The 23,699-nt window shown below is 70.4% G+C and carries 14 protein-coding genes; 9 read left to right on the top strand and 5 right to left on the bottom strand.

Annotated features, from left to right (window positions below; genetic code table 11):
• The first annotated feature begins 221 nt into the window (after positions 1-221).
• The 7 genes from ACP93_RS09120 to ACP93_RS09090 all read left to right on the top strand — a co-directional run bounded on the left by ACP93_RS09120 (position 222) and on the right by ACP93_RS09090 (position 10,678).
• Complete coding sequence (locus tag ACP93_RS09120) at positions 222-2,951, top strand: DUF2339 domain-containing protein (protein ID WP_048490376.1); 2,730 nt, start codon at positions 222-224, stop codon at positions 2,949-2,951.
• A complete protein-coding gene (locus ACP93_RS09115; RefSeq protein ID WP_048490375.1) occupies positions 2,948-4,312 on the top strand; it encodes a DUF3999 domain-containing protein in 1,365 nt (454 codons plus the stop codon). Before ACP93_RS09120 ends, ACP93_RS09115 begins: the two co-directional genes overlap by 4 nt.
• A 206-nt stretch (positions 4,313-4,518) precedes the next feature.
• The gene (locus tag ACP93_RS09110) at positions 4,519-5,694 is read left to right on the top strand and encodes a phosphoglycerate kinase (protein ID WP_048490374.1); all 1,176 of its coding nucleotides are present in this window, start codon (positions 4,519-4,521) and stop codon (positions 5,692-5,694) included.
• Positions 5,691-6,341, top strand: a complete 651-nt coding sequence (locus ACP93_RS09105; RefSeq protein ID WP_048490373.1) for an HAD-IA family hydrolase — start codon at positions 5,691-5,693, stop codon at positions 6,339-6,341. Before ACP93_RS09110 ends, ACP93_RS09105 begins: the two co-directional genes overlap by 4 nt.
• Positions 6,342-6,577: 236 nt before the next feature.
• Positions 6,578-8,044, top strand: coding sequence for a pyruvate kinase (pyk, locus tag ACP93_RS09100; protein WP_048490386.1), 1,467 nt, complete (start codon positions 6,578-6,580; stop codon positions 8,042-8,044).
• A gap of 103 nt (positions 8,045-8,147) precedes the next feature.
• Positions 8,148-9,557 (top strand): HD-GYP domain-containing protein, encoded by a 1,410-nt coding sequence (locus ACP93_RS09095; RefSeq protein WP_048490372.1) that lies wholly within the window; start codon positions 8,148-8,150, stop codon positions 9,555-9,557.
• Positions 9,558-9,673: 116 nt separating this feature from the next.
• The gene (locus ACP93_RS09090; RefSeq protein ID WP_048490371.1) at positions 9,674-10,678 is read left to right on the top strand and encodes a class I fructose-bisphosphate aldolase; all 1,005 of its coding nucleotides are present in this window, start codon (positions 9,674-9,676) and stop codon (positions 10,676-10,678) included.
• A gap of 152 nt (positions 10,679-10,830) precedes the next feature.
• On the opposite strand, the gene ACP93_RS09085 is transcribed toward ACP93_RS09090, so the two are convergent.
• Positions 10,831-11,514, bottom strand: coding sequence for a response regulator transcription factor (locus ACP93_RS09085; protein WP_048490370.1), 684 nt, complete (start codon positions 11,512-11,514; stop codon positions 10,831-10,833).
• Positions 11,515-11,608: 94 nt separating this feature from the next.
• Here ACP93_RS09085 and ACP93_RS09080 point away from each other — a divergent pair, with 94 nt between their 5' ends.
• The gene (locus tag ACP93_RS09080; RefSeq protein ID WP_228135984.1) at positions 11,609-13,654 is read left to right on the top strand and encodes a sensor histidine kinase; all 2,046 of its coding nucleotides are present in this window, start codon (positions 11,609-11,611) and stop codon (positions 13,652-13,654) included.
• 80 nt (positions 13,655-13,734) lie between these two features.
• Here ACP93_RS09080 and ACP93_RS09075 read toward each other — a convergent pair whose 3' ends face one another.
• From ACP93_RS09075 to ACP93_RS09065, 3 genes are all read right to left on the bottom strand, one after another.
• Positions 13,735-19,977, bottom strand: a complete 6,243-nt coding sequence (locus ACP93_RS09075) for an MBG domain-containing protein (RefSeq protein ID WP_048490368.1) — start codon at positions 19,975-19,977, stop codon at positions 13,735-13,737.
• Positions 19,978-19,990: 13 nt separating this feature from the next.
• The gene (locus ACP93_RS09070) at positions 19,991-21,688 is read right to left on the bottom strand and encodes a ShlB/FhaC/HecB family hemolysin secretion/activation protein (RefSeq protein WP_048490367.1); all 1,698 of its coding nucleotides are present in this window, start codon (positions 21,686-21,688) and stop codon (positions 19,991-19,993) included.
• A gap of 242 nt (positions 21,689-21,930) precedes the next feature.
• Complete coding sequence (locus ACP93_RS09065) at positions 21,931-22,473, bottom strand: O-acetyl-ADP-ribose deacetylase (protein WP_048490366.1); 543 nt, start codon at positions 22,471-22,473, stop codon at positions 21,931-21,933.
• Between the two features lie 125 nt (positions 22,474-22,598).
• Here ACP93_RS09065 and ACP93_RS09060 point away from each other — a divergent pair, with 125 nt between their 5' ends.
• On the top strand, positions 22,599-23,102 hold the full coding sequence (locus ACP93_RS09060) for a hypothetical protein (protein WP_048490365.1): 504 nt from the start codon (positions 22,599-22,601) through the stop codon (positions 23,100-23,102).
• Between the two features lie 23 nt (positions 23,103-23,125).
• Here ACP93_RS09060 and ACP93_RS09055 read toward each other — a convergent pair whose 3' ends face one another.
• Positions 23,126-23,641, bottom strand: coding sequence for a methyltransferase family protein (locus ACP93_RS09055; RefSeq protein ID WP_048490364.1), 516 nt, complete (start codon positions 23,639-23,641; stop codon positions 23,126-23,128).
• Positions 23,642-23,699 lie beyond the last annotated feature (58 nt).

Here is a 23,699-nt window from a genome sequence, read left to right as displayed (position 1 = left end):
CGCACGACGCGATAAGGGGTGTAGCGGCCGTCGATCTGACGCCTTGAGGGTCGTGTGAAGACCGTTCGTCGGAACGCCGGGCCTTGCCCTGCCTGGGTTGCGGCCCGGCCCAGCGCCGATGCCGGCACCGAAAACGTCTACCATCTGCGCCAGGTCCGGCGCCGCCGGGCACCGGACACGCGCCAGGGGCGCGGCGCCACCGCTGCGGAGATGCGAGCCGAATGGAGATGTTGATCGTGCTGGTGGTGTTGGCGGTGCTGGCGGTGCCGCTACTGTTGATCGTGGCCCTGGTCGGGCAGTCGCGCCTGCGCCAGCGGCTCGCCGCGCTGGAAGCGCAGGTCGCACGGATGGCCGCCCCGGTGGCACCTGCGACGGCCTGGCCTGTTGCCGATGCCGTTGCCGGGGAGGCCGCGGCAGCGGTCGAGGCTCCCGCCGATGCCGAAGGCAGGCCGTTCGACGCCAGCTTCGACCGCGCGCGCCCGGATGAGGCCACGCAGGAGGCGGTTGTGCCACCGCCGCTGCCGCCGCCCTTGCCGGTGCCGCCGCAGGCCGACGATTTCGCGACGCTGGCTGCCGCGGTCGAACAGGCCGAGCAGCAGGCCCAGGCGCGTGCCGCCGCGACGGCCGCGATCGCCGCGCTGCATCGGCCTGATCCGATCGAGCGGCTGCTGGGCGGGATCAAACGCTGGTTCACCGAGGGCAACGTGCCGGTCAAGATCGGCATGCTGGTGCTGCTGGCCGGCGTCGCCGCGCTGCTGAAGTACGCCGGCGACCAGGGCTGGCTGCGCATGCCGATCGAGCTGCGCTACGCCGGCATCGCCGCCGCGTCGCTGGCCGGCCTGGCCTTCGGCTGGCACCAGCGCACGCGCAAGCGCAGCTTTGCGCTGGCCCTGCAGGGCGGGGCGATCGGCGTGTTGCTGCTGACCGTGTTCGCCGCATTCAAACTGTCCGGGCTGATTCCCGCCGGCGCGGCGCTGGCGCTGAGCATCGCCCTGGTCGCGGGCATGTGCGTGCTGGCGGTGGCGCAGGACTCGCGCACGCTGGCGGTATTGGGCACGCTGGCTGGCTTCCTCGCGCCGCTGTGGCTGTCCACCGGCAGCGGCAACCACGTCGCGCTGTTCTCCTACTACGCGCTGCTCAACGCGGCGGTGTTCGCGATCGCCTGGTACCGGCCGTGGCGGGTGCTGAATCTGCTCGGGTTCGGCTTCACCTTCGGCATCGGCACGCTGTGGGGCGTGTTGCAGTACCGGCCGGACAAGTTCGCCAGCACCGAACCCTTTCTGCTGCTGTTCTTCGCCTTCTACCTGCTGATCCCGATCCTGTACGCGCGGCGCCAGGAGGCCACGCGCAGTACGCTGATCGACGGCAGCCTGCTGTTCGGCACGCCGCTGATCGCGTTCTCGTTGCAGGCGGGGCTGCTGCGCGGCGAGCGCATGCCGCTGGCCTTGTGCGCGTTGGGTCTGGCGGCGCTCTATGCGCTGCTGGCGGCGGTGCTGATCCGGCGCGCGCGCTTCGCGCTGCTGGGGCAGGCGTATGCGCTGCTGGCGGTGGGCTTCGCCACGCTCGCGGTGCCCTTGGCATTGTCCGCGCGGGCCACCGCCAGCGTGTTCGCGCTGGAGGGGGCGGCGCTGGTGTGGTTGGGCCTGCGTCAGCGGCGCTGGCTGCCGCAGCTCAGCGGCGCCGGGCTGCAACTGGCGGCCGCGTTCGGCTTCACCCTGGGCCTGGACGCGGCGGTGCACGACACCCAGGCTGTGGCCAATGCCACCTGCATGAGCGCGCTGCTGCTGGCCCTGGCCGGCTTCGTCAGCGCCTGGTGCTACCGCCGTGAGCGCGCCGCGATGCCGGCGCTGGGCTATTACCTGTGGGGACTGGCCTGGTGGTGCGGCATCGGCGTTGCCGAGATCCTGCGCTTCGTCGACGCCGATGCGCGCGCCGATGTGTTGCTGGCTTGGGTCGCGATCAGCGGCTGGCTCGCCGCCGAAGCGCAGCGGCGCTGGCCGGCACCGGCACTGGCCGCGACCACGCTGGGCGGCCTGGCATTGGCGGTGCCGCTGGCGGCCTGGCAGGCCGATGCGCACGGGCAACCGTTCGCCGGGCATGGCGCCTGGGCCTGGGCGCTGTACGCCGTGCTCGGCGTGCGCAGCCTGCTGTGCCTGCGCGACAGCGGCGGCGTGGCGCGCGCGACGCAGTTCGTGTGGTGGCTGGTGTGGCCGATCGTGGCCACCTTGCTGTGCGGCTGGCTGGCGCTGCACAGCGGCCTCGCCGCCGGCTGGCGCTGGATGCTGCTGGTGGCGCCCTGGCTGGCGGTCGCGGCGCTGTCGCTGTGGCGCTGGAACTGGCTGGCGGCGCCGCTGGGGGCGGCGTTCGCGCCGTGGCGCACGGCGTTGCAGAGCACCTACTTCAGCCTGCTCGCGGTGGCCTGGCTGTACAGCCTGGGCCGGCCCGGCGACAGTGCGCCGTTGCCGTGGGTGCCGGTGCTCAACCCGCTGGAACTGACCCAGCTGGCGCTGCTGGTGCTGGGCGTGCGCTGGACCCGCAGCCCGGAACTGCCGGCGCTGCTGCGGCCCTGGCGCACGCACCTGCTGGCCGCTGCCGGTTTCCTGTGGATCACCAGTGTGACCCTGCATGCGGTGCACTACTGGGCGGCGGTGCCGTGGCCCGGCGTACTCGGCGATGGCGTGGCGCAGACCAGTCTGACGGTGGTCTGGAGCGTGCTGGGCGTGCTCGGCTGGGTGCTGGGCTCGCGGCGCGGTCAGCGCGGCCTGTGGCTGGCCGGCGCGGTGTTGATGGCGGTGGTGCTGGGCAAGCTGTTGCTGGTGGATCGTGGCAACCTCGGCAACGTCGCCGGCATCGCCTCGTTCCTCGCCTACGGGCTGTTGTGTACGGTGGTCGGCTATCTGGCGCCGGCACCGCCGCGCGCCGCCGAACCGGCCGAGGAGGCCATCCCATGATCCGACGTGCGTTGTTCCCGTTGCTGCTGGCCGGGTTGCCGCTGTGCGCGTTCGCCGCCAGCCAGCGCGACGACTATGCCCAGCAGTGGCCGCTGACCCTGCAGGACGCCGATGCCGGCGCCTATCGCGTGCAGCTCGACGATGCGGTCTACCGCAGCGCGCAGCGCGCCTCGCTGGGCGACGTGGAGGTGTTCAACGCGGCGGGCGATCCGTTGCCGGCGGCCCTGTTCGCCGCCGAGCAGGCCGAGACCGCGCCGCGCCGGCAGCCGTTGCCGTGGTTCCCGCTGCCGGCCGCGCGCGACGGGCGCGCAGCGGACCTAGAGCTGATCGCCGAACGCGACCGCGACGGCAGCGTGCGTCGCATCCAGACCCGCGTGGCCGGCGGCGAATCCGATGCCGGCGCTGCCGGCTGGCTGGTCGATGCCAGCGCGCTGCACGTACCGCTGCGCGCGCTGTCGCTGCAATGGGCCGCGGCTGCGCAGCCGCAACAGGCCCGCTACCGGGTCGAAGGCAGCGACGATCTGCGCGACTGGGAGGTGCTGGTGGCCGATGCGACCCTGGTCGACCTGGCCAACCAGGGGCATCGCCTGCAGCAGCTGCGCATTCCCATCGGCCGCCAGGTGCGCTACCTGCGCCTGCTGCCGCTGGCCGGCGCCAGCGCCCCGCCGCTGACCGGGGTGGAGGCCGAACTGGCGCCGGCACCGGTCGCCGCCGACTGGCATTGGCAGCAGTTGGACGCAGTCAGCACCGATGCCGCGCAGCACGGCTATGCCTTCGTGTCGCCGGGCCGCTACCCGGTGACGCGCATCGATGTCGCCTTGCCGGGCAACAACGCGATCGAATGGCGCGTGCAGAGCCGCGACAGCGCCGAGGCGCCATGGCAGGACCGCGCCGGTCCATGGCTGGCCTACCAGGTTGGGGGCGGCAGTCGTTCGCCGCCGCAGGCGCTGACCGCGCCGGTGCGCGACCGCTACTGGCGGCTGCTCGCGGCACAGGATCCGGGCCGGCAGCGCCCGGCACTGCGCCTGGGCTACCAACCGGAGACGCTGGTGTTCCTTGCGCAGGGCGCGCCGCCCTATGCGCTGGCCGCCGGCAGTGCGCGCACCCAGCGTGCGCCGGCGCCGCTGGCCGCCGCGCTGCAGGCCTTGCACACCCAGCGCGGGCCGCAGTGGGCACCGGCCACCGCCCGCCTCGGTGCGGTGCAGCCCTTGGCTGGCGCCGCGGCATTGCGGGCGCCGCCACCGCCGCGCGACTGGAAGACCTGGCTGCTGTGGGCACTGTTGATCGGCGGTGCGCTGCTGGTGGTCGGTTTCGCACTCAGCCTGCTGCGCAAACCCGGCGTCGCCGACGGCGCGGGCTGACCCACTCGCTGTCGATCGCGCGCACGCTGCGCCGTGCGCGCGCCACCGCACCGATTTGCCGCTGTGCGGCCAACGCCGGACAATGCCGGTTTCGCCGCCGCGCGACGCCCGCTCGGCGTCCGTGCACCCGACGTTCCGTCGCCGACGCCGATACTGCACCGATGGCGCGGTTTTCCCCTTGCAACCCCACGAAAGCGAGCAATCACATGTCCATCCTGCGAATGACCGATCTCGACCTGTCCGGCAAGCGCGTGCTGATCCGGCAAGACCTGAATGTGCCGATCGACAATGGCCTGATCACTTCCGAGCAGCGCATCCTGGCCTCGGTGCCGACGCTCAAGCACGCGCTGGAGCAGGGCGCGGCGGTGATGGTGACCTCGCACCTGGGCCGGCCCAAGGAAGGCGTGTGGACCCAGGAGGATTCGCTGGAGCCGGTGGCCATCCGCCTGGCCGCGCTGCTCGGCGTCGACGTGCCGCTGATCCGCGACTGGGTCGATGGCGTGGACGTGCAGCCGGGGCAGATCGTGCTGCTGGAGAACTGCCGCATGAACGTCGGCGAGGGCAAGGACGACGAAGCCCTGGCGAAGAAGTACGCGGCGCTGTGCGACGTGTTCGTGATGGACGCCTTCGGCACCGCGCACCGCGCGCAGGCCTCCACCCATGGCGTGATCAAGTTCGCCCCGGTCGCCGCCGGCGGCCCGCTGCTGATGGCGGAGCTGGATGCGCTGGCCAAGGCGCTGGAGCAGCCGGCCAAGCCGCTGCTGGCGATCGTCGCCGGCAGCAAGGTCTCGACCAAGCTGGAGCTGCTCTCCAACCTGGTGGACAAGGTCGATCAGCTGATCGTCGGCGGCGGCATCGCCAACACCTTCATCGCCGCGGCCGGGCATGCGGTGGGCAAGTCGCTGTGCGAGCCGGACCTGCTCGACACCGCGCGCAAGATCGTGGCCGATGCCAATGCGTGCGGCGCGGCGATCCCGTTGCCCAGCGACGTGGTGGTGGCCAAGCAGTTCATGCCGGACGCCGAGGCCACGGTGAAGGCGGTCACCGACGTCGCCGACGACGACCTGATCCTGGACATCGGCCCGCAGACCGCCGCGCACTACGCCGAGCTGATCGCCAAGGCCGGCACCGTGGTCTGGAACGGCCCGGTCGGCGTGTTCGAGTTCGACGCCTTCGGCAAGGGCACCGAGACCCTGGCGCGGGCGATCGCCGCATCGTCGGCGTTCTCCATCGCCGGCGGCGGCGACACCCTGGCCGCGGTCGACAAGTACGGCATCGCCGAGCAGGTCAGCTACATCTCCACCGGCGGCGGCGCGTTCCTGGAATTCCTGGAAGGCAAGACCCTGCCGGCGGTGGCCGCGCTGCAGGCGCGCGGCGCGTGAGCGCCGCCGACGTCCTGTTCTTCGACCTGGACGGCACCCTGGTCGATTCGGAGGCCGGCATCGTCGGCAGCCTGCGCCATACCTTCGCCGAACTGGGCCAGCCGCTGCCGACGCCGGCGCAGTTGCGCGCCTGGATCGGCCCGCCGCTGCGCGACAGCTTCCAGCAGCACTTCGCCGACGATGCGGCGCTGGTGGAACAGGCGCTGACGCTGTACCGCGGCCGCTACGACAGCCACGGCTGGCGCGAGCACACGGTGTTTCCGGACATCGGCGCGGCGGTGGAGGCGATCGCCGCGGCCGGTCACCGTCTGGCGGTGGTGACCTCGAAGAACGAGCGCTTCGCGCGGCGCATCGTCGAGCACCTGCCGTTCGGCGCTCGCTTCGAGGAGATCGTCGGCGCCAGCGACGACGGCGCGCGCCGGGCCAAGCCCGAGCTGATCGCCGAGGCGCTGCGGCGGCTCGCGGTCGTGCCGGCGCAATGCCGCATGATCGGCGACCGGCGCATGGATATCGATGGCGCGCGCCATCACGGCATGCGCAGCATCGGCGTGCTGTGGGGCTTCGGCGATGCCGAGGAACTGCGCCAGGCCGGCGCCGATGTCCTGGCGCAGGCGCCGGCGCAGTTGCCGGCGCTCGTGGCGGCCTGAACGGGCACGTGCGCCGGCATGTCCGGCGCACACGGCGTTGGCTGCGCATGGTGCATCGCCTGGCGTGTGCTCGCCCACCCAGCGTCCGCGGGGCACACCTGTTGGCATGGCATGACCACATACTGTCCCGCATTGTCCGCTCGCTATGCCGGGCAAGGCGGGCGTCTATGCCGAAATGCCATGCTGTGTGAGGGGCGCGTATGCTAGCTTTGAGCGCTTTTTCCAAGGATGCCATCATGATCGAACGCCAGCGCCGCACCAAGATTCTCGCCACCCTCGGTCCGGCCACCGACCCGCCCGGCGTGCTCGAGGATTTGTTCCGCGCCGGCGTCAACGTGGTGCGGCTGAACTTCAGCCATGGCGATCCCTCCGGCCAGGCCAAGCGCGCCGCCGAAGTGCGTGCCGCCGCGGCCCGCGTCGGCGCGGAGATCGGCATCCTCGCCGACCTGCCGGGTCCGAAGATCCGCATCGAGCGCTTCGCCCAGGGCAAGGTCTCGCTCAAGCTCGGCGACCGCTTCGACCTGATCGCCGATGCCAATGCCGCGCCGGGCGATGCCAGCCAGGTCGGGGTCAGCTACCTGGGCCTGCCGCAGGACGTGGCGCCGGGCGACGTGCTGCTGCTGGACGACGGCCTGATGCAGCTGAAGGTGGTCGAGGTCAATGGCGAGCGTATCGTCACCAGCGTGCTCAACGACGGCGTGCTGTCCGACCGCAAGGGGCTGAACAAGCAGGGCGGTGGCCTGTCGCTGGGCGCGCTGACCGAGCGCGACAAGGAACTGATCGGCATCGTCGCCAAGATCGGCGTCGACTTCATCGCGGTGTCGTTCTGCCGCAACGCCGAGGACATGAACGAGGCGCGGCGCATCGCCCGCGCGCACGGCTGCGACGCGGCGCTGGTGTCCAAGATCGAGCGCACCGAGGCGATCGAGAACCTGAGCGAGATCGTCGAGGCCTCGGACGTGGTGATGGTCGCGCGCGGCGACCTGGGCGTGGAAATCGGCGACGCCGAGCTGCCCGGCCTGCAGAAGAAGATCATCAAGGAATCGCTGGCGCAAAACAAAGTGGTGATCACCGCCACGCAGATGCTGCAGTCGATGGTGGAGAGCCCGATCCCGACCCGCGCCGAAGTGCTGGACGTGGCCAACTCGGTGATCGACGGCACCGATGCGGTGATGCTGTCGGCCGAGAGCGCCGCCGGCGCCTATCCGATCCGTGCGGTCGAAGCGATGGCGCGCATCTGCCTGGGCGCCGAGCGCCAGTTCGAGACCGAAACCGACTTCGGCATGGCGCCGCGCAACCTCGAGCGCGCCGACCAGGCCATCGCCATGGCGACGATGTTCCTGTCCCAGCACGTGGGCGTGCGCGCGATCGTGGCGATGACCGAATCCGGCGGCACCCCGCGTTATCTGTCGCGCTTCCGCGCCAAGGCGCCGATCTTCGCGGTGACCCGCCACGACGGCGCACGCCGGCACATGGCGATGATGCGTGACGTGTTCCCGATCAACTTCGACAGCCGCGGCCTGACCCCGCGCGAGGCCGCGCGCGGCGCGATCCGCGTGCTGGTCGAGGCCGGGCTGCTGGCGCCGGGCGACCGCGTGGTGTTCACCAGCGGCGAGCACATGGAAACCCACGGCGCGACCAACACCCTGCGCCTGCTCGAGGTCGGCCCGGACGGCCGTGCCAGCGGCCTGGGCGAACTCTGAAGGACGCGGCGCGGCGGCTTGGCCGCCGCGCCGTCGGCAACACCGTTCGATCGCGCATGGAACGGCGCGGCGCCCTCCCGTTCCCTGATCGTGCGACACCCCCATGACGTCCCCAAGCGCGCACGCCGAACTCGGGCTGGAACTGCCCGAGCGCCCCGGCACGCATTGCCTTGAACACCTGATCCAGGCCTCGGCCACCCGCGAGCTGGTGGTCACCGAAGACATCCGCGACCGCCGCGGCATCCTGCTCGTCGCCAAGGGCCAGCGCATCAACGCCGGCCTGCGCGAGCGCTTGATCGCGCGGCGCCTGCTGCGCCCGCTGGAATCCTCGCTGGCGTTCTGCGAAGAACTGCGCCCGAGCGAAGTGCAACTGGCCGCGCAGCGTGAGCTGGACGAACACCCGCATCTGCGCCTGCTGTTGGGCGACGAGGTGCCGTCGATCATGACCGCGCTGTCCCGCGCGCGCACGCTGGGCGCGCCGGGCACCTTGCTGACCACGCTCGGCCAGACCCGGCCTGCCGCGTTCTCGCACGCGGTGCGGGTGGCGATGCTGGTGGCCTGGCTGGCAGCGCTGCTGTCGCGTTCGGATGCGGCGATGCGCGAGGCCGCGGAGGTCGGGCTGCTGCACGATCTCGGCGAGATGTACGTGGATCCGGCGGTACTGGAGATGCCGGAAGCGCAGCAGGACTTCGCGCAGTGGCGCATGCATTGCGTGCACCCGGTGATCAGCGCCGCGCTGCTGGGCGAATCCGGCGTGTACTCGGCGCAGCAGGCGGCGGCCGCGCGGGAGCATCACGAACGCATCGACGGCTCCGGTTATCCGGTCGGCGCGCCGGTGCTGTCGCCGTTGGGCCGGTTGATCTCCTGCGCCGAAGCGCTGGATGGCTTGTTCGAACGCGAGCAGGGCCATGCGCAGGCGCTGGCACGGATGCGCATCGCGTTGCGCGTGGTGCCCGGACAGTTCCCGCGCGACGTGGTCGACCTGCTGACCGAGCGCCTGCGCGACTGCGCGCTGGAACCGGCGCCGGCGCACGATCCGCAGCACCTGCGCGAGGTGGTGGCGGCCTTGCTCGACGGCCTGGAACGGGCCCGCGACGAAGCCTTGCGCCTGCAACGCGGCGGCGACCTGCGCGAGGACGAGCGCGCGGCCCTGCAACATCTGCTGCTGTTGATCGTGGGCTACATCATGGCCATCCACGACTCCGGCGCCGGCAAGATGGTCGAGCAACTGCCGTGGCTGATCGCCGCGCCGGAGGCGGCCGAGGAGGTCGATCGCATCTGCTGCGAGTTGCGCTGGCAGTTGCCCGGGTTGCGCCGCCATGCCGCGTTGCTGGCGCACCGCCGTGCGCGCAGCGCCGACGACTGGCGGCCGTTGCTCGATGCGCTCGACATCGCACTGCCGGCAGAACAAGACGCGCATCCACAGGCACCGACCGCGGGCGCTTTGCCGCTGCAGACGGTGCAGGGCAACGAAGAGGCGCACCGTGAGGCAACGACCGATGCGCTTGGCTGAAGCGCCGATTGCATGCGGTCTACGCCTGTAACCGCTTGCAGCGCCGGCGGTAACGGAATGCATGCAGGCCGGCCCGGTATAATGGGCGTTCCCCCGCTGCAGCCATCAGGAACCGTATGAGCATCGAACAGCTTGCCGAAACCGCACAGGCAATGGTCGCCCCGGGCAAGGGCATCATCGCGATCGACGAATCCACCAGCACCATCGCCAAGCGCTTCGCCGGCGTGGGCATCGAGAATGTCGAAGAGAACCGCCGTGCCTACCGCGAGCTGCTGCTGACCACGCCGAAGCTGAGCGACCACATCTCCGGCGCGATCCTGTACGACGAGACGATCCGCCAGAAGACCAAGGACGGCGTGCCGTTCGCCAAGTACATGGCCGAGCACGGCATCATTCCCGGCATCAAGGTCGACAAGGGCACGCATCCGCTGGCCGGCATGCCGGGCGAACTGATCACCGAAGGCCTGGACGGCCTGCGCGCGCGCCTGGAGGAGTACTACAAGCTCGGCGCGCGCTTCGCCAAGTGGCGTGCGGTCATCACCATCGGCGAGGACATCCCGTCCGGCGTGTGCATCGAGACCAACGCGCATGCGCTGGCCCGCTACGCCGCGCTGTGCCAGGAGCAGGGCCTGGTGCCGATGGTGGAGCCGGAAGTGCTGATGGACGGCGACCACGACATCGAGACCTGCTACGAGGTCACCGAAGCCACGCTGCGTTCGCTGTTCGGTGCGCTGTACGAGCAGAACGTGGTGCTGGAAGGCACCATCCTCAAGGCCTCGATGGTCATCGCCGGCAAGGACTGCGACGAGCAGGCCAGCGTCGAGGAAGTGGCCGAGTCCACCGTGATGTGCCTCAAGAGCACCGTGCCGGCGATCCTGCCGGGCATCGTGTTCCTGTCCGGCGGCCAGACCGACGAGCAGTCCACCGCGCACCTCAACGCGATGCACCAGCTCGGCAACCTGCCGTGGCCGCTGAGCTTCTCCTATGGCCGCGCCATGCAGCAGGCCGCGCTGAAGCTGTGGGCGCAGGACATGAAGGGCAATTTCGCCAAGGCGCAGCAGGTGGTGTACGAGCGCGCCAAGGAAAACGGCCTGGCCGCGCTGGGCAAGTGGCAGGGCTGAGCGTCCTGACCTCGCCTACGAACAACGCCGGCATCGCCGGCGTTGTTCGTTTCGGGGCCCAGTGCCGTGCGGATGATGCGCGCAGAGGCGCGTTCGCAGCGCTGACGCCGGCGATAGGGCGTGCGTAGGAAAAACCCCGTGCTGCGTCGCGCTCAGGTCGCCAACGCGGCCGGCGCGTGGAAGCAATAGCCGCTGTTGCGCAAGGTCTTCACCGGCAGCGGGCGTCCGCTGATCTCTTCCACACGGCGCCGCAGTCGGTACATCTGCGTGTCCAGCCGGCGCCGGTCGTACTCGAGGAAGTTCACCCCCAGCGCCTCGGCGATCTCACGGTGGCCCACGCTCTCGCCGGCGTGGCGCATCAGGCAGGCCAGCACCAGCAGATCCTGGCGCGAGAGCGGAACCGGCGGCGCGTTGGGAACGTTCAGGCGTGCAGCGGCCAGTTCCAGCACCCAGCGCGCGGCCGGTGGCGGCAGTGCCAGGCGCCGGCCGAGCGCGGCCAGGGTCGCGGCCAGTTCGTCCAGATCGACGCCCTTGCCCAGGTAGTGGTCCGCGCCGAGTTCCAGCCCCGCGATGCGATCGCTGGCGGTGTTGTGGGCGCTGAACACCACGATGCCCAGCCGATGGCCGGCGCGGCGCAGTTCGCGCACCAACTCCAGGCCGCTGCCGTCGGGAAGGCCTACGTCGATCACCGCCATGGTGTGGCGCGCCGGGTCGAACCGCTCCCGGAAGCCGGCGATGCTGTCCACGCAGAGCGCGACATAACCCAGATCCTGCAGGAACTCGCCGAGTTCCTCGCACAGCACCGGTTCGTCCTCGAGCAGGATCACCTCGGACATGGCGGCGGATCCTCGCGCCTGGCGGTTTGCTGTAACGTCATCGGCTGGCAACGGTGCGATATGGCGAATGATGGCGCAATGGTGGCGCTGGCTGGTGGGCGCATGGCTCCTGGCGGCGATGGGCGTGAGCCTGGCGGCTGAACCGGTAAGGCTGCCGGTCGCCGCGCTGCCGCTGACCGGCCCGCATCAGGACGCGAGCGGATACCTGCAGCGCCTGGACGATCCGCACGGCCGACTGGACGTCGCGCAGGCCGCCGCCGCAGCCGGATGGGCCCGGCTGCCCGCCGGCCTCAACGCGGGATTCGCCGACGGTCCGGTATGGCTGCGCCTGCCTGTTCATGTCGAAAGTGTACCGTCCGGTGGCTGGATGGTGCGATTGAGCAATGCCTTGCTCGACGACGTACAGGCCTATGTGCGGCGCGACGGCGGAGACTGGCGCGTGCTGGGGCGCAGCGGCGAACGCGTTCCGCGCCGCGACTGGCCGGTGGACTACCGCAGTCCGGTCTTCCAGTTCGCGCCTTCGCATCCTGGCGATTACGAGGTGCTGCTGCGGTTGCGCAGCAAGAACGCGCTGGTCACCCGGCTGGACGTCTGGCAACGGCTGCCGTTCGACAACCAGTCGCGGCGCGAGGGGCTGCAGTTCGGCCTGTACTTCGGCTTCTATCTGCTGCTGCTGTGCCTGCACGTGCTGTTCTGGCTGGTCACGCGTGCGCGCATGAGCGGCCTGTTCGTGGCCTACCTTGGCGGCTGCGTGTTCAATGAAGCGATGTCGATCGGCCTGGTGCAGCAGGTCACCGGCATGCCGATGGCCTGGAGCGACAGTCTGCTGGGCATCAGCATCGCCTGCAGCCTGCCGGTGGGCTTCCAGGTCGCCAGCCAGCAGCTGAACCTGCACGCCTTTCATCCGCATCTGGTGCGCTGGGGGACGTGTTTTCTCTGGACGGTCGCGCTCGGTGGCGCGGTGGCCGTGTTCGCCGGCCACTACGGCTGGGGCATGCAGCCGGTGCAGACGCTGGGGCTGCTGGAGATCCTGCTGCTGGCAGGGTTGGGGCTGCACCTGTGGTGGCGCCGCTATCGGCCGGCGCGATTCTTCGTGCTCGCGTTCTTCCCGTTCTACCTGGGGGTGATGCTGGGCTTCCTGCGCAACCTCGGGTTCGTGCCGGTCAACGCCTGGACCCAGTACGCCACCACGTTCGGCACCATGTTGCACATGACGCTGCTGAGCGTCTTCCTCCTCGGCGGTTACGAGCGTCGGCGCAGGCTGCGCGAACGGCGGCATGCCGATGCCGCGGTGGATCTGGCACGCAGGCACGGTCTGGCGCTGGAGTGCGAAGTGACGCTGCGCACCGCCGAACTGCGCAACGAGATCGGCCGGCGGCAGGCGCTGGAGGACGACTTGCGCGCCTTGCTGCAGACCGAACGCAAGGTCACCCAGGAGCAACGCGATTTCGTGGCCATGGTGTCGCACGAGTTCCGCACGCCGCTGGCCGTGATCATGACCTCGGCGCAACAGCTGGCACGCAAGCTGGATGCGCCGCCGGAACGCAATCGCGCGCGCTGCGGCAACATCCGCGACGCGGCGCAACGGTTGCTGGCGCTGGTGGACGAGTATCTGGCCGACGACCGCATGGGCGAGGCGGCATCGGAACTGCGGCTGCAGCCCTGCGCGGTGCGCGCGCTGCTGGACGAACTGTGCCTGGACTTTCCGTCACAGCGCGTGGTCTGCGAGTTTCTCACCGACGACGATCGCCTGCTCACCGACACCGGACTGTTGCGCGTGGCCTTGCGCAACCTGATCGCCAATGCCGACCGCCATTGCCCCGAGGACATGGCCATCCGCGTCTGTGTCCGCGGCAGCGGCGAAGGCCTGCGGCTGGAGGTCGCCAACCCGGGCGAACGCATCGCGCCCGCAGAACAGCAGCGTCTGTTCCAGAAGTACTACCGCGGCGAGAACGCGCAGCATGCGCCGGGCGCGGGACTCGGCCTGTATCTGGTCCGGCGGATCGCGGAGCGGCTTGGTGGCTCGGTGGAGCTGGCCACGCAGGTGCCGGGCGAATCGGTCTGCTTCGTGTTGTGGCTGCCGCGTCGTCCGGATGTGCAGCTCACTGCGCCGCGGCTGTCACCGGCGGCGGATGCCTGATTAGCGCCAACGCGCACCGCGGTGAAAGCACCGCTCTGGCCTGACGACACCGCCGCGCGGTGTCGTCAGGCCATACCCGATCACTGGCGGATGATGCAGCTGTCCGCGGAGGCGTTGGACGCGCCCGGGCTGCAGGCGACCGCCGGGGCGCGGATGCCGCCATCGACGATCCGGATCGCGTCGGTGCCGGCCGTCGCGGTGCCGCTGCCACTGCCCTGTGCCGCAGCGGCCAGCTCCTTGGCGGCTTCGTCGGCCTTTTGCCGACTCGCCGGTGCCGGATTGCCGGCATCGCTGGTCACCGTGGCGGCCGCGACCGAGCTGTTGATCGCCTGCACGGTCGTGGTGGGCAGTTGCACAGCGGTACCACCGCCATCACCGGCGACCACGCTCAACAGGCCATCGACGTAGGTGATGGCGTAGTTGGACAGCCCTGCACCGGTCGCGCCGGAGGCGGTGATGGTGTAGTTGCCGATCGCAGCGCCGCTGCCGGCACCGGCGCTTTCCAGGGCGACGCCGGCGACGGAGTCGCCATTGAGCAGGCCGGAAACACGGTAGCCGGTAAGCGTGGCGGTGCTGCCGACGGTCTTGCTGGCATCGCTGGCGACGATGCGCAGCGTGGCCGGGTCGACGCGGAGGCTGCCATCGACGTAACTGACGACGTAGTTGGACAGTCCTGCGCCGGTCGCGCCGGATGCGGTGATCGCGTAGTTGCCGACTCCCGCGCCGGCCCCAGCACCGGCGCTGCCGAGGGCGACGCCGGAGACGGTGTCGCCGTTGCGCAGGCCGGAGACGCTGTAGCCGCTGAGGCTGGCGGTACTGCCATAGGTCTTGCTGGCGTCGCTGGCGACGATGCGCAGCGTGGCCGGATCGACGCGCAGGCTGCCATCGACGTAACTGACGACGTAGTTGGACAGACCTGCGCCGGTGGCACCGGATGCACTGATCGCGTAGTTGCCGACTCCCGCGCCGGCCCCAGCCCCGGCGCTGCCGAGGGCGACGCCGGAGACGGTGTCGCCGTTGCGCAGGCCGGAGACGCTGTAGCCGCTGAGGTTGGCGGTACTGCCATAGGTCTTGTTGGCATCGTTGGCGACGATGCGCAGCGTGGCCGGATCGACGCGCAGACTGCCATCGACGTAGCTGACGACGTAGTTGGACAGCCCTGCACCGGTGGCGCCGGAGGCGGTGATCGCGTAGTTGCCGACTCCCGCGCCGGCCCCGGCACCGGCGCTGCCCAGGGCGACGCCGGCGACGGTATCGCCGTTGAGCAGGCCGGAGACGCTGTAGCCGCTGAGGCTGACCGTGCCGCCGTAGGTCTTGTTGGCGTCGGTGGCGACGATGCGCAGGGTGGCCGGATCGACGCGGAGGCTGCCATCGACGTAGGTGATGACGTAGTTGGACAGCCCGGCGCCGGTCGCGCCGGAGGCGTTGATGGCGTAGTTGCCGACCGCCGCGCCGCTGCCCGCGCCCGTGCTGCTCAGCGCGACGCCGGACACCGTGTCGTTGCCGACCAGGCCGGAGACGCGGTAGCCGCTGAGGTTGGCGGTGCCGCCGTAGGTCTTGGAACCCGAGGACGCCGTCACCGTCAGTGCCGCCGGGGTGATGGCGATGCCGCCTGAGACCACGTAGCCGATGTCGTAGCCGCGCTGCGAGGACGCCAGGCCGCCGAGCTGCAGCGTGCCGTTGCCCGTGGTGTAGCTGCCGACCCCGTTGCCGGTGGTCGTGTACTGCAGCGACGATCCGAACAGCAGGCCAGGGTCGAAGGCGCCGCCGACCGTATAGGACGCGATCGTCCCGCTGACGCCGTTGCCGTCGTAGACCTTGTCGAGGCCGGAGAGGCTGGTGCTGATCGTCAGCGGGGTCAGGAAGCTGCGCAGCAGCGGCGTGCCCATGTGTTCGTACAGGCGCCAGGTCAGGCCGGTGCCGCCGCGGTCGTCGATCGCCCAGCCGGCATCGGTGAAGGTGGACAGCGTGTTCAACGCGCTCCACGACCTGCCGCCGCTGATCGCGTCGATGCTGCCGCCGCTGTTGCCGACCGTGTTCAGGCCCACGTTCCTCGGATTGCCGCCGATGTCGGTGGCGAAGAAGCTGGCGATGATGCTGCCGTTGGAATTGGAGCCGACCAGGCCGCCCACCGCGTTGCTGCCGGAGACCTGGCCGGTGGCGTAGGAATTGCGCACGGTGTTGTTGTAGTTGACGCCGACCAGGCCGCCCACATAGGCATTGCCGGTGGCATTGCCATTGGCGTAGGTGTTGGCGATGGTGCCGTTGTCGTTGTAGCTGGCCAGCCCGGCGACATACATGTTGCCGGAGACGTTGCCGGTGGCGTAGGCGTTGCCGATGCTGCCGCCGTCGTTGTAGCCCATCAGCCCGCCGAGGTAGTCGGTTCCGGACACGGCGCCGGTGGCGTAGGACCCGCCCACGCTGCCGGTGTCGCTGTAGCCGACCAGTCCGCCGACGAAGCTGCCGCCGGACACGGTGCCCGTGGCATGGGCCGACGCGAGGCTGCCGTGGTCCAGGGTGCCGACCAGCCCGCCGATCTCGGACGAGGTGCCGTTCACCGCGCCGGTCGCATAGACCGTGTTGATCGTGGTGCCGGCACTGCGTCCGACCAGTCCGCCGACGCTACGGGTTCCCGACACGTTGCCGGTGGCATACGCGTTCTGGATGGTGCCGGCGCCGGCCATGCCGACCAGGCCGCCGGCACTGGAGGTGGTCGCGGTGACGGTGCCGGTGGCGTGCACGTTCTGCAGGGTGCTCTGGATGGCATTGCCGATCAGCCCGCCGACGTTGTTGCCGGTGGTCGTACTGGTGCTGCTGACGTTGCCGCTGGCGAAGGCGTCGGTATAGCTGCCCTGATAGTCGTTGCCGACCAGGCCGCCGACGCCGCTGCCGCCGGACACCGTGCTCGACGAGGACGAGGCGTTGATCGTGCCGCTGACGTTGCTGCCGATCAGTCCGCCGACGTAGTTGCCACTGTAGGGGCCGCCGCTGCCGACCACGCTGCCGCTGGTCTGCACGCCGGTGATCGTCCCGGCGTTGTTGTAGCCGGTGAGGCCGCCGATGAAGTTGCCGGTGCCGCTCATGGTGCCGGTGACGCGGATGCCGCTGAGCGTGCCGGCATTGAAGCCGGCGACGCCGCCCACGTAGGCGGTGCCGGTGACGGTGGCGCCGGTCAGGGCGAGGTCGACGATCCGGCTGGCGGCACCGGTGTTGCCGAACAGGCCGACGTAGGACGTGCCGCCGCGGGCGATGGTGAGCCCGGAAATGGTGTGGTTTGTGCCATCGAGGCTGCCGGTGAAGGCGTTGTTGCTGTCGCCGACCGGGCTGAAGCCAGCGCTGCTCCACATCCCGCTGGCGGTGCTGCCGGCGGTCTGGCTGGCGTCGATGTCGGCGGACAGGCTGTAGTTGGCCGCCAGGTTGTACGCCATCAGTTGCAACTGGTGCGCGTTGCCGATGGTGGTGCTGTACTCGCTGGCCAGGAACGGGCGCGTCTGCCCCTCGATCATGATCCAGGCCGGGGTGCCGACGCCATCGCTGGCGACGTAGACGTTGCTGGTGCCGGCGAGCAGCGACCAAGTGCCGAGATTGCCGTAGCTGCTGTGGTTGTAGCGGTTGCCGCTGCCGAAGCTGGTCAGATTGGTGACGCTGCCACTGCCCGCGTTGCCGATGGCATTGGCCTGGCCGGTGCTGCCGACGTCCCAGGACCCATTGCTGACACTGCCTTGATTGGCGCCGATCAGCCCGCCGACATTATTGGTGCCGTTGACCGCGCCGGTGGCGTAGCTGTTGCTGACGCTGCTGCTGCTGACGCTCTGCCCACCCGGGTTGTTGACGCCCACCAGCCCGCCCACCGAGGTCGGCGCGGTGACGCTGCCGGTGGCGTAGGTGTTGGCGATGGCGCTCTGGTAGTTCATGCCGACCAGACCGCCGACACCGGAGCTGGTGCCGGTCACGTTGCCGCTGGCATAGCTGTTCTTGATGGTGCCGGCGTTCTGGCTCGTTCCGACCAGGCCGCCGACAGAATCGGTGCCGCTCACGGTGCTGGTGGAATACGTGTTGGTGAGGGTGCCGCCATCGTTGTAGCCGACCAGGCCGCCCGTATTGCTGTTGCTGCCGGTCACGCTGCCGGTGCTGTGGGCGTTGCGGATCGTCCCGCCGACGTTGTTGCCTGCCAGGCCGCCGACCGCGCTTTGCCCGTTGACGCTGCCGTTGAACACGCCGTTGTCGATCGAGCCCAGGTTGTAGCCGGCCAATCCGCCGACGCCGCCCGAGGTGCCGGTCACGGTGCCGTCGACGGTGACGTTCTTGATCGCGCCCTGGCCGTAGCCGACCACGCCGCCGACGTAGTAGCCGCCGGAGATGGAGACATTGCCCAGGTGCAGATCGCGGATGACGCTGCTGCTGCTGGTGGTGCCGAACAGGCCGACGTAGCCGCTGGCGCCGGAAATGGTCAGGTTGTTGATGCTGTGGCCCAGGCCGGCCAGCTTGCTCTGGAAGGACGACACCAGGGCGCTGCTGCGGGTGACGCCACCCAGGTCGATGTCCTGGGCCAGCGCATAGGAGCCGGGGGTGTTGAAGTAGATGGCCGCATCGGCCAGCGAGTGGATCAGCCTGTACGCCTGGCCGTTGATGGCCAGGCTGGCCTGCGCGCCGCCGAGCGAGACCGGGGCGTTGACGTAGTAGTCGCCCGTGCCGCCGACGGTGCCGTTGTCGGTGTAGCCGCCATAGTTCAGCACCAGGCCGGCGCTGGCGCCGGTCGCGGTGAGGGGAGCGTTGAGGTAGATGCTGTGGTAGGCATCCAGGGTCAGCGTGGAGTTGCCGCTCCAGGTGATCGCCGAGTTCACGTTGATGTCGCCGCGGCCGCCGCTGGTGACGGTGCCCGGGCCGCTGGCGGTGGTGAGGGTGGCGAGCAGGGTGACGTTGGTGCCGCCATTCAATGCGCCGCTGATGGTGCTGGCGGCGGCGCTGTCCACGGTCAGGTCTTCCGGGTCGACCAGCCAGGTGCCGGCGCTGCCCGGGCCGGCACCCTTGGCGCCGACGGCGATGCCGGAGAAGTCCACCGTGTGCCCGCTGGTCTCGAGCAGGCCGCCGTTGCCGCTGCCGGCGGCGTTGGCGCGCAGCGCGCCATGCACGGCGGTGTGGCCATCGGACCAGACCACGATCGAGCCGCCGTTGCCGTGGCCGGTGGCGCTGGCATCGAGTACCGCGCCGCTGGCGACGGTGGCCGCACTGGCGTGTTGCAGCTGTTCGCCGCCCTGGTAGCCGCCGCCGATGCGAATGCTGCCGCCGGCCGCGGTGCCGCTGGCATCGATGCGGCCATCGACGTTCACCGCGGCGTCGGACAGCAACTGCACGCTGCCGCCGCGGGTGCCGGAGACATCGATGCGACCGCTGCTGGCCACATCGCCGCCGCTGCCGACCAGGCGCACGCTGCCGCCGGAGGTGTCGATGCCGGTGGCTTCGAGCGTGCCGGTGTTGTTGACCAGCAACTGCGACAGCCCGGTGCTGCCGGCCTGCAGCAGGATCTGCCCGCCGTTGGCGCGCAGGCTGCCGCTGTTCTCCACCGCTGCCGCGGCCCCGTCGACCGACTGGCTGGCGGCTGCGACCATTTGCATGCCGATCGCGCCGGCCGCGTCCATGGTCACCTTGACCTGGTCGGCGGACAGCAGGCGGATGGTGCCGCCATCGGCGCTGATGGTGCCGCGGTTGGCGACATGGGTGCCGACCAGGTTGACCGAGCCGCCGTTGCCGGCGCTGATGCTGCCCTGGTTGATCACGCTGGCGGCGCCATGGTCGCCGCGCGCGAGCAGGTAGCCGTGGTCGTCGTCGCCGGCCAGGCCCAGCGAACTGGCGACCAGGCTGCCGACGTTCACCTGCGCGTGGTTGCCGAACAGGATGCCGGCCGAGTTGATCAGGAACACGTTGCCATTGGCGCGCAGGCTGCCGTCGATGACGCTGGCGCCGCGGCTGGCATCGATCAGGTTGAGCGCCACCGCCGAACTGGACGGCTGCACGAACACCACGCTGGCGTCCTTGCCGACGTTGAAGCTGTTCCAGTTCAGCACGGCCTTGGCGGCGTTCTGGTCGATCTGCAGCGTGCCGCCGTTCTGCGACACGGTGGCGCCGGTGGCGCTGGACAGCGACGGCACGCCGCTGGCGTAGGCCGGCGCGGCCAGCGCACAGGCCAGGGCGAAGGGCAGCAGCGGCGCGGCCAGGCGCGCAGCGCCGCTGCCGGTTGCGCCGGCGTGGCCGTTGGCGACTTCGGAGGCGACCTGGAGCACGCCGAGATGGCGATTGAAGACGAGGCGGTAGATGCGGTTCATGGTGGTCCCCAGGTCAGAAGGTCAGGCCGAAGCGGGCCCAGTAGCGCACATCCTTGCCGTCGCCCGGCTTGGTGGCGCCGGTGGGCTTGGCCGCGGCCAGATCGAACGAGAGCCCGTGCCAGTCGGGCAGCCGGAAGCTGAGGCCGACGCCGGCGCCCTCGAAGGTGGTGACGCTGTCGTACACGGCGCGGTTGGCGCCGTTGGGGTAGACCCGGCCGTAGTCGTAGAACACGCTGGCGGTCAGCAACTGGCCCCAGGCACGACCGCCGAACGGCGAGGCGGCGCTCGCGAAGCCCGGTGCGTTCACCTGGTACTCCAGGCCGGAGTCGAAGCCGCGGTCGCCGAGCGCGGCGCCAAGCGGGAAGGCGCGCACGCTGGTCGGTCCGCCCAGCGAGAACTGTTCCAGTGGGGTCAGCGTGTCGTCGCTGTACTGGCCGTTGACGCGCAACTGCAGGCGCTGCGTGGCGGTCAGCCCCTGCAGCCGGGTGTAGCTCAGGCGCGCGACCGTGAAGTGCCGGTCGTGGCGGGCGTACAGGTAATCGGTCTGCGGCGAGTCGTCGTCGAGCGCGCCGCGCACGCTGAGCTGCAGCAGGTCGATGGCGTGAAGCCGGCGATCGTCGTGGCGCACGCTGGTGCCGAACTCGGCCACATCGAACTTCTGCTTGGACAGCAGCACGCCCAGGCCCTGCAGGCGCGAGCTTTCCTTGACCAGGTGCAGCCAGCTCTGCACGCGCCAGGCATCGGAATTGACGAACTTCCAGTCCAGGCCCAGCGCCGTCTGCTGCGTCGGACCCTGGATGTCCAGCGCGGCGAACGCGCCGTTGTCGAGGTTGACCACGCTGCGCGTATAGGACGCGCTGGCGCTGAGGCCGTCGACGCCGGCGATCGGCACCTGATAGGCGAGGCTGCCCTGCCAGGTGTTGGCCGGATCCAGCGCGTAGGCGTAGCTGGCGGACAGGTGGTCGCCCAGGCCCAGCGGGTTGTTCCAGTCCACGCCGAGCTGGGCGCGGTAGCGGCCGATGCTCGGCGTGCCGTAGTTGCTGGCACCGACGCTCACCTGCAGCGGACGCTCCTCGCTGGCCTGGATCACCACGTCGGTCTCGCCGGGGTTGGCGCCGGGCTTGAGCACGGACGTGGCGGAGACGCCCGGCAGGTCGCGGGTGTACAGCAGCGCCGATTGCAGATCCTGCTGGCGCAGGATCTGGCCCTGCAGGGCGAGGGCAGGGCTGGCGATCAGGCGGTCGTCGTAGCGGCGCGTGCCCTCGACGGTGATCTTGCCGACGCGGCCTTCGACCACGCGGATCTCGACCACCTGGTCCGGTCCCAGGGTCTGCACCGGCAGATAGGCGCGGGCGACCAGGAAGCCGGCCTGGCGATAGGCCTGGGTCAGCGTGTCGGCGATCTGCTGCAGTTGCGCGAAGCTGAGCTGGGCCGGCACCGTGCCGCCGCCGAGTGCGCGCAGGCGGGCATCGGCCAGCGCCTGCAGGCGCGCCGGGTCGATCTGTTCGCACGGATGTTCACCGACGCCGGTGACGCGGATCGCCTGTACCGCGATCGGCGCCGCTGCGTCGGCGGACGCGCTGGCAGCCGGGGCGGCCTCCTGGGCAAGTGCCGGCACGCAGGTCAGGGTCAAGGCCAGGCCGGCGGCCCACGGAAGCACAAACAGCGCATTCGCCAGCGTGCTCGGACGCGGACGGCAGGAGATCGTCATGATGTTAAGGCGGCGTTAGGATTGAGGCTCGCGCAATGTAGCCTTCCTGCCGCGGGTCAATCTGAGCAAATCTGAGCGCGCGGTCACTCTTTGCGGCTTTCCCCCACAGGGTGTCGGGAGAATCCCCACGGCGCGCGCCACCGCCATTTCGTCGAATCGGACCGATGCCTGCGCTCAGGTGTGCGCAGGCCTGGCCTGGTCAGGTGTTCGGTACCTGGTGGTCCGTCCCGGCCGTTCCCCGCTCAGGCCGCGGTAGCGCACTGCACATCGCGCAGCGCCTGCCGATACGCCTTGCTGGTGGCGTCGTTGTAGGCGACCAGGATGATGTGCTTCGGAACGGCGTGCGCGCGCTGCCAGGCATCGGTCTCGGCGGCCGCGATGCGTGCCGCCTGGTGCAGCGGGTACCCGTACACACCGCAGCTGATTGCCGGGAACGCCACCGACTGCAGGCCCATCTGTTCGGCCATGCGCAAGGTACGCCAGTAGCAGTTGGCCAGCAACGCCGGTTCGTCGTGGTTGCCGTCGCGCCATACCGGGCCGACGGTGTGCAGCACATGCCGCGCCTTGAGCCGATGCCCCGCGGTGGCGCGGACCTCGCCCACCGGACAGCGCACGCCCGGCTTGAGTTCCGGCAGGCGCCGGCATTCTTCCAGCAGGTCCGGGCCGGCGGCACGGTGGATGGCGCCGTCCACGCCACCGCCGCCGAGCAGGGACTCGTTGGCGGCGTTGACGATCGCGTCCACGTCGAGTTGGGTGATGTCGCCTTGCCAGATTTCGATCTTCATGACCCGATCTTTAGGGGAGCCGAATGATGGATGCGTGAGGGTGGGGCGACCGCCGTCGCGCGTTGCCACGGCCGCTTAACCGGCCAGCGGCAAGACTGTCGCGTCCTCATCTCAGCACCTGCGACATGAACCCGAACCCGCCACCGCCGCAGGTCGCCGATGCCCTCGCGCAGGGCCAGATCATCAAGGCGATCAAGCTGCTGCGGACGCACAGCGGCATGGACCTGCGCAGCGCCAAGGAGCAGGTCGACGCCTTGCTGCTGGCCGGCGCGGCGCGCTCGGTGACGGAGCTGCTGGACCGCCATGCCTCCGGCCCGATATCGGGGACGGGGCCGGACACCGCAGCCGCGGCGCATGCGCCGGCGGTGACCGAGGAACGGCGCCTGCCCCCGGCGGCGGAACTGGCGCTGCGCCGTGGCGAACGGCGCAAGGCCGCCAAGCTGGTGTTCGAGCACTATCCGGACATGTCGCTGCGCGAGGCACTGGACATGGTGCAGCGGCATCTGCGCTCGGCGCCGACGCTGGGCGCCGCCGCGACCGTGGCCGCCGGCGACCGCGGCGGGGCGTGGCGTTGGGTCCTGCCGACGCTGTTGCTGGCCGCCGTGGCGGTCTGGTGGCTGGTGCGCTGAGGCGCGCCGAACGTGGCCGGCGGCTACAGCCAGCGCGCGACCTGCGCGCAGTAGCGGTCGTAGGCGCTGCCGAATCGCTCGCGCAGGCGCGCTTCCTCGTAGGGGATCACCACCCACTGCAAGGCCAGCAGCGGCAAGGGCAACAGCAGCGCCGACCACGGCCAGCCGATCTGTACGCTCAGGCCGAGGTAGCTCAGGGTCAGGCTGACGTACATCGGGTTGCGGGTATGCCGGTACGGCCCGTGGCGGACCAATTGCGACGGCGTGCGCTCGGGCAGCAGGGTGGTGCGGTCGCGCGCGAACAGCACGAAGCACCAGCACGCCAGCAGCAGGCCGGCGAGCGCGCTCACGCCGCCGCCCAGTTGCAGCCAGGCCAGTGTGACGCCCTGCGGCAGCGGCAGGGGCAGCGCGTGCTGCAGGCTCGCGCCGAGCAGCAGCGCCAGCAGGAAATGCGCCGGCGAGGTCGTGCGCACCAGCAACGGCACGCGTGCCTGCGCACGCGCGGGCGATGGATCGGTGCGGTCGGTTCGTTCGTGCATGAAGTCCTTCCCTGGTTCGGTTGCGGCCGCGCAAGTCTACGCGGCTGCCCGCGGCGTC

The sequence above is a fragment of the Xanthomonas sp. NCPPB 1128 genome, assembly GCF_001043115.1.
GTDB lineage: Bacteria > Pseudomonadota > Gammaproteobacteria > Xanthomonadales > Xanthomonadaceae > Xanthomonas_A.
The sequence above is the reverse complement of the archived record's forward strand: the minus strand, read 5'-3'. Positions and strand labels throughout refer to the sequence as shown.